Source organism: Ancylobacter novellus DSM 506 (genome assembly GCF_000092925.1).
GTDB classification, from domain to species: domain Bacteria; phylum Pseudomonadota; class Alphaproteobacteria; order Rhizobiales; family Xanthobacteraceae; genus Ancylobacter; species Ancylobacter novellus.
This window is the reverse complement of record NC_014217.1, coordinates 3,366,282-3,378,343: the sequence shown is the minus strand read 5'-3', so window position 1 is coordinate 3,378,343 and position 12,062 is coordinate 3,366,282. Positions and strand designations below refer to the sequence as shown.

The following is a 12,062-nucleotide window of genomic DNA, read 5'->3' as shown; positions in this document are numbered from 1 at the left end:
CCCAAGCGCGCTTGATCAAGAACTCACGGAACGGCGCCGATGATCGCCCTGTCGGCGATGGATTTTCGCGCTCCCGGCGCTACGCAGGCGCGCCAAGCGAATTTCCTGCGCGCGCTAGCCTCGCAGGGTGCTGAGGTCGCGCTGATAAATCCGGCGCGCCGGCCGCCGCCCGACCTTGGCTTTCCCGTCGTCGGGCTCCCGGCCTTCGCGCGTCGTCTCCCCTGGCGGCTGGCGCTGGCGATCTGCGTCATGCCGCTGCTGATCTCGCAGCTCCGGCGCGCGCGGCAGGACCTGCTGGTGTTCAGCACCGATCCCCAGTTGCTTCTGCAATGCCTCGTCGTGGCCCGCCTCTTCCGGGTCCGCATCCTCCACGAGATCACCGAATATCCCTCCGAAGTGTTGCCGTGCTCCCTCTACGGCCGGTTTTCGCTGTGGTTCTGGGAGAAGGTCTTCGTGCGCGCGGTGGACCGGCAGGTCGTGATCTCGCGGGCGCTGCGCGCCTATGTCGAGGCGCTCAATCCCCACGCCGCCATCCTGACCATTCCGGCAACCACCGTGTTCGGCGCGCGCGAGGAGTGGGAGCCGCGCGGCGGGCCTTTCACCTTCGTCTACACCGGCTCGCTCAACGAGCGGAAGGACGGCGTGCTGAGCCTCGTCGCCGCGTTCCGCCGGTTGTTCGAGATCTATCCGGACAGCCAGCTCGACATGTACGGACACGGCTACCCGCATGAGGCCGAAGCGGTGCGGGAGATGATCGACGGGCAGGGCCTTGCGGGAATCGTCCGGCTGCATGCCGCCATTCCTTCCTCCGAGGTCCCGGCGGTCTTGCATGGGGCGAGCGCGCTCGTGCTCTGCCGGCCGAGCTCCAAGCAGGCAACGGGCGGCTTTCCCACCAAGCTCGCGGAGTATCTGGCGGCCGGCCGACCCGTGGTCGTCACCCAGACCGGCGACATCGGGCTCTATCTGGAGGACGGCGTCTCCGCCTATCTCGTGCCGCCGGACAGCGTGGAGGCCTTCGCCGAGGGCATGCGGCGCGTGGTGGACGATCCGGCGCAGGCTGAGCGGATCGGCCGGGTGGGCTGGGAGGTCGGCCGGCGCCATATGGACGTCGAAGCGGCGGCACGGCGGTTTCTTGCGTGGATAGGCGCGCCGGACGCCGCGGGTCCGGTTGGCAGGTAGGCGCGCGGCCATTGGGCGGCGTGCTAGAGATGATAGAGCTTGAGTGCCGCGACTTGCGGGCGGACGGATGCAGCGTGCAGGTGCCGGTTGCGACGGCTGATGCGGTGTCGATGGCCATGATCGCGGTAAGAAGAGGGGCGAGGATGAGCTATATTTCGTCACGAAGAAACGGCGGTTCGCCGGCGTTTCGTGGCGTCGCCGGTCGCTACCCGGCGCTGGCGCAGCGCCGTCAGATCCGCTCGATCCTGAATGCGCCGATCCGCTATTCAATGTATTACCTTTCGGCGACTTTCATCATATTCATCCTTGGCCCATTGGCCAGCGATGTCGACAATATGTTTACGCTCGTATCGTTTGTGGCGTCGTCTTATATCGCGTTCTATATTGGATATTTGACCTGCACCAATTCACATGTATCGGAATTCGACGGCTCAAAGTTGAATACTTATGAGTCCGCGCGGGGCAATGTGCTTATATTGCTCTCTGGGGCTGCATATTTTGTAATATTTGGACTGAATCAGCTTTATGAGTACGGTGCGCGTGATTTAGGTGGCGTCATCCAGACGATATTCGATGCTGGCTCCGCCTATAAGCAGAAATTCGATGTCTATCAGATCCAGGCACTAACCGGCCGCGTCAGCCTCGTCGGGCAGGTCCTCGTGATTTCCAGCCTGTTCTACGGGGCATTCATCCCTTTGGCGGTTCTGTTGTGGTCGAAGGTCTCGATGCTGATCAAGTTGAAGATAATCTTCGCCGTCTTCGTCTTTCAGGTGAGTTTTCTCTACATCGGAACGATGAAGGGAATTGGCGACACCTTTCTGTTTGCCGTCGCCGGCGGCGCCATCCTGGTTGGGAAGAGTCGTCTCAATGTGGCATTTGATGGTGTCCGTCCGGGTAACTCTTCGATGAGATATCTGAAGTTATTTATTGTTATCTTTGCGTTGGCGATTTTCATTTATATGGTCGACAATCAGATAAAGCGTGCGGTGGAATTTGGCATTGTCTACAGTAGAATTGTGGGAGACGTGTCGCGGACGTTCGTAAATTACTTATTCGGCTCGGATATCGCCTTCGGTATTTATTCGGTTCTTGCCTATCCAACCCATGGCTATTTCGGGCTGTCCCGCAGCCTCGCGCAGCCTTTCGAGTTCGCTTACGGCGCCGGGCTGTCGCCCGCGATGGAATCCTACCGTTTCCAGTTCCTCGGCGGCGACAATCAGATGCTGCTTACCTTTCCCTATCGGGCGGAGATCGCTACCGGCTGGCCGGCGGGCCAGTTCTGGTCGACGGCCTTTCCCTGGCTGGCGTCGGACATGTCGTTCCTTCTCGTTCCAGTCTTCATGTTCCTCATGGGCCTGCTTTTCGCGCGGGTGTGGATCACCTGCCTGCAGCGCGACTCGCTTCTGGCCATGGTCGCCCTGGGGCAGATCATGATCTTCGTGGCCTATCTCCCCGCCAACAATCAGGTGCTGATGCAGCGCCAGGGATTCTGGATCGTCGTGACCCTCCTCTCCCTGTGGTTCGCCGGCCTGTTCAGAAGGAAGCGCGCGCGTGCCTGACGTCTTGCAGCATTGCTTCGGCAGCCCGAGCACCGGCGGACCGGCGACGGCGCTGGCGCGCTTCCTCGAACATGCGGGCAGAAGCTATCCGACGATGTGGCAGCCGGGACCGGCGGGTGGGTTGTCGGTCGGGCTGATCCGCGATTTCATGCGCCAGATCCGGGCACAGCGCCCTCGGCTGATCCATGTGCGCGGCCTCGGCAATGAGGGGTTCCATGCCGCGCTGGCCGCCCGGCTCGCCGGCGTGCCGCAGGTGCTGGTCTCCATCCATGGCAGCCACCGCGACCTCCAGCAGCCGAGGAGCCGGCTGCGCCGCGCCATCGTGGCGCACGGGCTGGAGCCGGCGACGCTGTCGCTGGCCACGGCCATCGTCACCGTATGCGACTATGCCGCCCGCCGCGACTTCCTCCAGCGCCACCGCGCCAAGCTGCTGCCGCCGGTGCCAAACGGCGTGCCGTTGCCGGCGCTCGACCGCCCGCGGCGCGCGGCGGTGCGCGCGGAGCTCGGCGTCGGTGACGACCGTATCGTCGCCGTTTGCGTGTCGCGCCTGACGCCAGAGAAGGGCTATGGCGACCTCGCCGCGGCGCTGGCGCGGCTCGACGGGCTGGATGTTCCGCTCGATCTGGTGGTGGTCGGCGGCGGTGACGACGACGGATCGATCCGGGCGTTGTTCGCCGGCCTGCGGCACATAGGCGTGCATTTCGTTGGTCATCAGAGCGACGTCACGCCCTTCCTCGAGGCAGCGGACCTGTTCGTCTTCCCGACCTGGTCGGAGAATCTCTCCAATGCGCTGCTGGAGGCGATGTCTTACGCCTTGCCGGTGGTCACCACGCAGGTCGGCGGCAATACGGAGGTCATCGCCAAGGGGGGCGGCATCCTTGTGCCGTCCCACGATCCCGAACGCCTCGCCGCCGCGATACGGGAGTTGATCGGCGACCCCGGCCGCATGCGGGCGCTGGGGCACGCGGCGCGCGCCAATGTCGAGCGGCACTACTCCATCACGGCGATGGTGGAGGGATGGGAGCGGACCTATGCGCTCCTGCTGGAGCGCCGGGCCTGACGATGCGTCCGCTGCTACTCGGCTACACGGTTCCCGACGAGGTCATGGCGGAGATCACCGCCATCGATCCGAACCCGCCGGTGCAGACGCACAAATTCGCCTGGGCACTCGCCCGCAGTCTGCGCCAGGGCTTCGGCGAGGTGCGGCTTCTGTCGACGCTGCCGGTGCAGAGCTATCCGCTGGTTCGGCGTCTCCTGTTCCGTCGCTTCGCCTTCCGCAGCCAGGGGGTCGACGGCGTGGCGATGGGGTTCGTGAACCTCATCGTGCTGAAGCATCTCACGCGCCTTCTCGCCTGCTTGGGCTTTACACGACGCATCCGCGGGGAATGGGGCACGGACGTCCTGTTCATGCACGGCGTGCACAGCCCATTCCTGCTCTATGGCTGGCTTATGAGCCGGCTCGGCGTCGACGTCGTGCCGGTGCTGACCGACCCGCCCGGCGTCGAACTGGCGACCGACGGGCGGCTCGCCCGCCTGCTGAAGCGGATCGACCGAAGGATCGTCCCCCTACTGTTGGCGCGCGCGAGCGCGCTGGTCGCGCTGTCGCCGGTGTGGCTGGAGCTGTTCCCCGGTGTGAAAAAGGTACTGGTATTCCCCGGCATACTCGGCCGCGACTGGCTGTATGCGTTGGCCACTGTGGCGCCTGCGCCTCGGGTGGCGGATGCGCCGGTGACCGTGATCTATGCCGGAGGGGTCAGCGCCGCCTACGGCATGGACCGGCTGCTCGACGCGGCGGCGCGGCTGCCGCAGGTGCGGTTCCTGATCTTCGGCAAGGGGGATTACGTCCCGCGCATCACCGCTGGCGGCCCGCCGAACGTAGAGTATGGCGGCTTCGTCGATGCCCGCGCGCTCGCATCGCATCTGATGGCCGCCGACATCCTGATCAATCCCCGCCCGTCGGGCCAGGAGTTCGCACGCTATTCCTTCCCGTCCAAGCTGATCGAATATGTCGCCACCGGCCGACCGGTACTGACGACGCGCCTCGTCAGCATCCCGGCGGAGATCGTGCCGTGCTTCCACTATATCGACGACGAGAGCGGCGAGGGCGTTGCCCGCGCCATCGAAACGCTCGTCGCGCTGGGGACCGAGGAGAGGCTGGCGCGCGCGGGTGCTGCCCGCGAGATAATCATGCGCGAATGTTCGGAAGCGGCGATCGGCCGGAAGCTGGCGGCGCTATGCGGTGCGGTGCCGCCTGCCGACGAATAGGCCGGAATCTTGCGGCTCATGGGCAAGCTGAAACTGGTGCGACGGTTGAGGTTGCCGTATGAACGGCGCGGGGGAATCACAATGCAGAATGAAACTGTCCTGATCACCGGCGGAACGGGTTCGTTCGGCCGGACCATGCTGCAGGACCTGTTGGCGCGCGGCTGCCCGGAAGTGCGCGTCCTCAGCCGCGACGAGGAAAAGCAGGACATGCTGCGCAGCACCCTGCGCAGCAGCAATGTCCGCTTCTATATCGGCGACGTGCGCGACCGCGACAGCGTTGACCGCGCCACGGCCGGTGCCACCCGCGTCTTTCACGCCGCGGCGCTCAAGCAGGTGCCGTCCTGCGAGTTCTTTCCCCTGGAAGCTGTCCGCACCAACATCCTCGGCTCGGAGAATGTGGTGCGCTCGGCGGTGGCGGCCGGCGTGCGCAGCGTGGTCTGCCTGTCCACCGACAAGGCGGTGTTCCCGATCAACGCCATGGGCATCTCCAAGGCGATGATGGAGAAGCTGGCGCAGGCCATCGCACGCGCCATCGGCCCCGAGGCCGGCACGACGGTCTCGCTGGTGCGCTATGGCAACGTCATGTATTCGCGCGGCTCGGTGATCCCGCTCTTCGTGCGCCAGCTCAAGTCCGGCGCACCGATCACCGTCACCGAGCCGAGCATGACGCGCTTCCTCATGCCGCTGCGCGATTCCGTGGCGCTGGTGCATTACGCCTTCGAGCACGCCCGACAGGGCGACCTCTTCGTGCGCAAGGCGCCGGCAGCGACGATGGCCAATCTCGTGGTGGCGCTGAAGGAGTTGTTCGAGCGGCCCGAGCACCCGGTCGAGGTGATCGGCTGGCGGCACGGCGAGAAGCTCTTCGAGACGCTGGTGAGCGCCCAGGAGCTGTCGCAGAGCGAGGACATGGGCGACTATTTCCGCGTGAGCATGGATGGGCGCGACCTTAACTACCGGCCCTATTTCACCGAGGGCGACGTGCACGCCGGCGAGCACGCCGACTACCACTCGCACAATACCGAACGGCTGGATGTCGAGGGCGTGAAGAAGCTGCTACGCACCTTGCCCGAGATCGACGCCGAGCTGGCGACATGGACGGCGGCTTGATGAGGCGGGTCGTCGTCACCGGGGCGGGCGGTCTGCTCGGCTGGCACGCCGCGGCGCATCTGCGTGCGCGCAACTGTGCCGCCGGCTTCAAGGGTGAGCCGCTTCCTTTCGATCTGGTGGGGCTCGATCGTACCGCATTCAGCGATGATGCCGCGCTCGCCGCGGCGCTGACGGGGGTCGACGTAGTGCTGCACTTTGCCGGCGTCAATCGCGGCGCGGATGCCGATGTCGAGCGCGGCAATGTCGAGATCGCCGAGCGCCTCGCCACTGCCTGCCGCACGGCCGGCGTGGTGCCGCACATCGTCTATGCCAATTCGACCCATGCCGGCACGGATTCGCCCTATGGGCGCTCGAAGCGCGCGGCCGGCGACATCCTCGCCGCGGTGACGCCGCGCTTCACCGATCTTGTGCTGTCGCACATCTTCGGCGAGGGGGCGCGGCCCTTCTACAACAACGTCACCGCCACCCTCATCCACCAGGTGACACGTGGCGAGACGCCGACCATCAATGCCGGCGGCCAGGTGCGGCTGCTGCACGCCGGCGCAGCCGTCGAGGCGGCGATCGGCGCCTTCCTCGATGGCACCACCGGCGAGGTTCGTCCCGAGCCACGGCCGATGGGCGTCCAGGAATTGCTGTCACGCATCCAGACGTTTCATGCCGCCTATACCGCCGGTGTCTTCCCGGATCTTGCCGATCCCTTCGATCTCGCGCTGTTCAATTCCTACCGTGCCGCGCTCTACCCGGACTTCTTCCCGCGCTCGCTCAAGCTAAACAGCGATGCGCGCGGCGTGCTGTTTGAGGCGGTGAAGGGTGGCGGCGGCGGCCAAACCTTCCTGAGCTGGACCGAACCGGGCGTCACCCGCGGCAACCATTTCCACCTCGACAAGGTCGAGCGTTTCCTGGTGCTCGAGGGCGAGGCCGTCATCCGCATCCGCCGTGCGCTCGGCGGGCCGGTGTGGGAATATCGCGTGAGCGGCGCGGCGCCGGCGGCGGTCGACATGCCGACGCTGCACACGCACAGCATCGAGAATGTCGGCGACAAGCCGCTGCTGACCTTGTTCTGGACGCAGGCGATCTTCGATCCCGCCGCGCCCGACACCTATGCCGATCCGGTCCTGGGGTGAGACGATGCTCAAGGTGATGACCATATTGGGCACGCGGCCCGAGATCATCCGCCTGTCGCGGGTGATGGCGCGGCTCGACGAATATTGCGACCATTGCATCGTCCACACCGGCCAGAACTACGACTACGAGCTCAACGAGGTGTTCTTCGAGGACCTTGGCGTGCGCCGGCCGGACTATTTCCTCGGCACCGGTGGCGGCAGCCTCGGCGAGACGCTGGGCAAGATCCTGACCGAGAGCGAGAAGGTCATTGCCACTGAAAAGCCCGACGCGGTGCTCATCCTCGGCGACACCAATTCGGCGATCTCCGCCATCATGGCCCGGCGGATGAAGGTGCCGGTCTATCACATGGAAGCCGGCAACCGCTCCTTCGACCGCAACGTGCCGGAGGAGACCAACCGCAAGCTGGTCGACCACATCGCCGACTTCAACCTCGTCTACACCGAGCACGCCCGCCGGCACCTGCTGGCCGAGGGCCTGCCGCACCGGCGCCTCTATCTGACCGGCTCGCCCATGCGCGAGGTGCTGGAGCATTACCGCCCGCAGATCGAGGCCTCCGACGTACTGGAGCGGCTCGGCCTGCCGGAGCGCGGCTATTTCATCGTCTCGCTGCACCGCGAGGAGAATGTCGACCGGGGCGACCGCCTCTCCGAGCTGGTCGGCGCGCTCTCCGAACTCGCCGTGCGCTATGACCGCCCGCTCATCGTCTCGACCCATCCGCGCACCCGCAAGCGGCTGGAAGCGCTCGGCGCGGTGGCGGACCAGCGGGTGCAGTTCATGAAGCCGTTCGGCTTCCACGACTATAACCGCCTGCAGATGAGCGCCTTCTGCGCCATCTCCGACAGCGGCACCATTGCCGAGGAAGCCTCCATCCTCGGCTTTCCCGCCATCACGCCGCGCGATGCGATCGAGCGGCCGGAGGCGCTGGACACGGGATCCATCATGATCACCGGCCTCTCGCGCGAGGCGGTGCTGCGCGGCGTCCACGCCGTCACCCGCATGTTCGCCGCGCGCGAAGAGGAGGGCCGGCCGCATCCGGTGCCGGAGGATTACACGATCACCAACACGTCGGAGCGCGTGGTCAGCCTGATCCTCGGCACGGCGCACCTCTCGAATGGCTGGGATGGGATCAGGACGAACGATCTGACCTGATGAGCGATCCGACGACCGATAAGGCTCGCCCGAGACTGATCCTGCTCAAGCAGTGGTTCGATCCCGAGCAGACGATCAAGGGCCTGACCTTCGCGCGTCGCCTTCAGGAACTCGGCTTCGATGTCGAGGTGGTCACCGGCTTTCCCAACTATCCCGGTGGTAAGATCTTTCCTGGCTACCGCATCCGGCCGATTCAGCGCGAGCTCATGAACGGGATTTGCGTCTCCCGGCTCGCGCTCTACCCCAGCCATGATGCCAGCCGGATCGGCCGGGTGTTGAACTATGTGAGCTTCTTTCTGTCCGCAACGTTGTATCTCGTCTTTGTCGCGCGTCGGGCCGACGTGATCTACGTCTACCATCCACCCCTCACCGTCGCGATGGCGGCTGCCATCACCCGCCGGCTGCGTCGCATACCTATCGTCATCGACGTTCAGGATATGTGGCCGGACACGCTGCGGGCGACGGGGATGATCGGCAGCGAGCGCCTGCTACGCGTTGTGGGCGCCGTCTGCCGTTGGATCTGGTGTCAGGCCGACCGCATCACGGTGCTGTCGGATGGCTTTCGCCGTTTGCTGATCGAGCGCGGCGTGCCGCCGGAGAAGATCGCCGTCATCCCCAACTGGTCCGAAGAGGAAACGGAGCAGGCCTCCGCTGACAAGCGGCCGGAAGCCTTTCGCGACACCAGCAAGTTCCGCGTGTTGTTCGCTGGCAATATGGGCGCGGCACAGGCGCTGAGCTCAGTACTCGACGCAGCGGCGCTGGTGGGCGCCGACCATCCGCGGATCGAATTCTGCCTCCTCGGTTCGGGTATCGAGATGGAACGCCTCAAGGCGCGTGCGGCGCGCGACGGGCTCGCCAATGTCCGCTTCCTGCCGCGCGTGACCATGGCGGAGGTCGGCGCTTGGCTGAAGGCTGCCGATGTCCTGCTGGTGCATCTGAAGGACGATCCGCTTTTCGCCATCACCATCCCCTCCAAGACGCAGGCCTATCTCGCGGCTGGCAAACCGATACTCATGGCGGTGGCAGGCGACGCGGCCGAGTTGGTCCGGCAGGCGGGCGCGGGGCTCATCGTGCCGCCGGAGGACCCGCAGGCGCTGGCCGGCGCGGTCGTCCAGATGGCCGGGCTTGATCCCGCCGAACTCGCGACGCTCGGCGCTAATGGCCGCGTCTTCTATGAGCGCGAGCTCTCCTTCGACAAGGGCACCCGCGCCTTCGCGGCGATCCTCGGCGAGCTGGCGGGGCGCCGGACCGGCGCCGCCCGGAGCTAGAGCCGCAGGCCGGCCTCGTCGCGCGGCAGGATGTATTTGAGGTCGTACAGCACATGCTCGGGCTTGCCATAGGCCCGGATGGCCTCGGCGCCCATGCTTCGGAACGCCTCATGCGCGACGGCCAGCACGATGCCGTCATAGCTCGCGGCCTCCGGCTCGGCGATGACGGCGATGCCGTATTCGTGCCGAGCCTCGTCGGCGCTGACCCACGGATCGTGGACGTCGACCTCGACGCCGAAATCCTTCAACTCGCGCATCACGTCGACCACGCGGGTGTTGCGCAGGTCCGGGCAGTTCTCCTTGAAGGTGAGGCCCATCACCAGCACGCGCGCGCCCTCCACCTGGATGCGGCGCTTCAGCATCGCTTTCACCAGCTGGGCGGCGACATAGGCGCCCATGCCGTCGTTCAGCCGTCGGCCGGCGAGGATGATCTCCGGGTGGTAGCCGACGGTCTGCGCCTTGTGCGTCAGGTAGTAGGGGTCGACGCCGATGCAGTGGCCGCCGACCAGGCCCGGCCGGAAGGGCAGGAAGTTCCACTTCGTCTCGGCCGCCTTCAGCACCGCCTCGGTGTCGATGCCCATGCGGTTGAAGATGATGGCGAGCTCGTTGATCAGCGCGATGTTGAGGTCGCGCTGGGTGTTCTCGATCACCTTGGCCGTCTCGGCGACGCGGATGCTCTCGGCCTTGAAGGTGCCGGCGGTGACGATGCCGGCATAGAGCGCGTCGACGAACTCCGCCGCCTCCGGCGTCGAGCCGGCGGTCACTTTGCGGATAGTAGCGAGCCGGTGCCTGCGGTCGCCGGGATTGATGCGCTCCGGACTGTAGCCGACGAAGAAGTCGCGGTTGAAGACGAGGCCGGAGACGCGCTCCAGCACCGGAACGCAGTCATCCTCGGTGGCGCCGGGATAGACGGTAGATTCGTAGACTACCACGTCGCCGCGCTTCAGCACCTTGCCGACCGTCTCGGAGGCGCGGAGCAGTGGCGTCAGGTCAGGCCGCTTGTGGCCGTCGATGGGGGTGGGCACGGTGACGATGAAGGTGGTGCAGGCGCGCAGATCTTCCAGCTCGGCGGAGAAGCTCAGGAGATGCGCCTCGGCGAGCTCCTGCGCGCTCACCTCCAGCGTCGCATCGATGCCCTGGCGCAGCGCCTCGATCCGCGCCGGATTGATGTCGAAGCCGACGACGGGATGGTGCTTGCCGAACTCGACCGCCACCGGCAGGCCGACATAGCCGAGGCCGATCACGGCAAGGCGGGCAGTCTCGACGGTCTGGACCAGCATGCTCCGCCCCTCGCGCTCACGCGCCGTAATAGTCGCGATACCAGGCGACGAAGCGCGCCACGCCCTCGCGGAACGGCGTGTTCGGCTTGTAGCCGGTGAGCGCGTGGATCAGGTCGGCGTTCGCCCAGGTCGCCGGTACGTCGCCGGTCTGCATCGGCATGTAGTTGCGGATCGCCTTAGCGCCGAGCTCCTGCTCGATGGCGTCGACGAAGTCGAGCAGGCGCACCTTGTCGGAGTTGCCGATGTTCACCACGCGGAACGGCGCCGCCGGGCTCAGGCTGTCGCCGGGCACTTCGGTCTCCCGCGCGCCGGGGAGCGGCGGCACGGCGTCGATCAGCAGGCGGATGCCGCGCACGAGGTCGTCGACATAGGTGAAGTCGCGCCACATCTCGCCGTGATTGTAGATGTCGATCGGCGTGCCTTCGAGGATGCCGCGGGTGAACTTGAACAGCGCCATGTCCGGCCGGCCCCAGGGGCCGTAGACGGTGAAGAAGCGGAACATGGTGGTCGGCAGGCCGTAGATGTGGGCGTAGGAATGGCCCATCGCCTCCGTGGCCTTCTTGGTCGCGGCATAGATGGTGAGCGGAGTGTCGGCCTTGTCGGTCTCGTGGAACGGCATCTCCTCATTGGCGCCGTAGACCGAGGAGGTCGAGGCCATCAGCAGATGCTGCACCGGGACGGCGCGGGCGCATTCCATCACGTTGAAGGTGCCGACGATATTGGAGTCGATATAGGCGCGCGGCTTCTCCAGGCTGTAGCGCACGCCCGCCTGTGCGGCGAGATGGACGATGATGTCGGGACGGAACTCCTCGATCGTCCGCTCCAGCGTCTCCATGTCCTGCAGCATGGCCTCGGTGGAGGAGAAGCCCTCGCTCTGCGCCAGCATGGAGTGGCGGCGCTGCTTGAGGCGGACGTCGTAATAATCGGTCATGCCGTCATAGCCGTGCACCCGGAAGCCTTCCGAGAGCAGCAGCCGCGCGAGATGGAAGCCAATGAAGCCGGCCGTGCCGGTGATGAAGACGCGCCGCCCCGCCAAGCCGTTCCCCCATGCCGCGCCATGCGCGGCAATCATTGCCCCGCGGTTCTGTTACGCCGTGCCGCGGGGCTTGGGAAGCGTCCGCTTGCGCGTG

At 65.9% G+C, this 12,062-nt stretch carries 10 protein-coding genes; 8 read left to right on the top strand and 2 right to left on the bottom strand.

Annotated elements, in window-relative coordinates; translation table 11 throughout:
• The first annotated feature begins 39 nt into the window (after positions 1–39).
• The 8 genes from SNOV_RS15950 to SNOV_RS15915 all read left to right on the top strand — a co-directional run bounded on the left by SNOV_RS15950 (position 40) and on the right by SNOV_RS15915 (position 9,652).
• Positions 40–1,179, top strand: coding sequence for a glycosyltransferase family 4 protein (locus SNOV_RS15950; protein WP_013167991.1), 1,140 nt, complete (start codon positions 40–42; stop codon positions 1,177–1,179).
• A 29-nt stretch (positions 1,180–1,208) separates the two neighbouring features.
• Complete coding sequence (locus SNOV_RS15945; RefSeq protein WP_041782333.1) at positions 1,209–2,738, top strand: hypothetical protein; 1,530 nt, start codon at positions 1,209–1,211, stop codon at positions 2,736–2,738.
• A complete protein-coding gene (locus tag SNOV_RS15940) occupies positions 2,731–3,798 on the top strand; it encodes a glycosyltransferase (RefSeq protein WP_013167989.1) in 1,068 nt (355 codons plus the stop codon). Before SNOV_RS15945 ends, SNOV_RS15940 begins: the two co-directional genes overlap by 8 nt.
• Before the next feature lie 2 nt (positions 3,799–3,800).
• Positions 3,801–5,003, top strand: coding sequence for a glycosyltransferase (locus SNOV_RS15935; RefSeq protein ID WP_013167988.1), 1,203 nt, complete (start codon positions 3,801–3,803; stop codon positions 5,001–5,003).
• 81 nt (positions 5,004–5,084) lie between these two features.
• Positions 5,085–6,110 (top strand): polysaccharide biosynthesis protein, encoded by a 1,026-nt coding sequence (locus tag SNOV_RS15930; RefSeq protein ID WP_013167987.1) that lies wholly within the window; start codon positions 5,085–5,087, stop codon positions 6,108–6,110.
• Positions 6,110–7,234: a polysaccharide biosynthesis C-terminal domain-containing protein gene (locus SNOV_RS15925; RefSeq protein WP_041783508.1), complete on the top strand. Its 1,125-nt coding sequence runs from the start codon at positions 6,110–6,112 to the stop codon at positions 7,232–7,234. The genes SNOV_RS15930 and SNOV_RS15925 overlap by 1 nt, the downstream gene beginning before the upstream one ends.
• Before the next feature lie 4 nt (positions 7,235–7,238).
• Complete coding sequence (gene wecB, locus SNOV_RS15920; protein ID WP_041782331.1) at positions 7,239–8,384, top strand: non-hydrolyzing UDP-N-acetylglucosamine 2-epimerase; 1,146 nt, start codon at positions 7,239–7,241, stop codon at positions 8,382–8,384.
• Complete coding sequence (locus tag SNOV_RS15915) at positions 8,384–9,652, top strand: glycosyltransferase family 4 protein (RefSeq protein WP_013167984.1); 1,269 nt, start codon at positions 8,384–8,386, stop codon at positions 9,650–9,652. The genes wecB and SNOV_RS15915 overlap by 1 nt, the downstream gene beginning before the upstream one ends.
• On the opposite strand, the gene tviB is transcribed toward SNOV_RS15915, so the two are convergent.
• The gene (gene tviB / locus SNOV_RS15910) at positions 9,649–10,932 is read right to left on the bottom strand and encodes a Vi polysaccharide biosynthesis UDP-N-acetylglucosamine C-6 dehydrogenase TviB (protein WP_013167983.1); all 1,284 of its coding nucleotides are present in this window, start codon (positions 10,930–10,932) and stop codon (positions 9,649–9,651) included. The genes SNOV_RS15915 and tviB overlap by 4 nt on opposite strands.
• 16 nt (positions 10,933–10,948) lie before the next feature.
• Complete coding sequence (locus SNOV_RS15905; RefSeq protein WP_013167982.1) at positions 10,949–11,968, bottom strand: NAD-dependent epimerase/dehydratase family protein; 1,020 nt, start codon at positions 11,966–11,968, stop codon at positions 10,949–10,951.
• Positions 11,969–12,062: the final 94 nt, after the last annotated feature.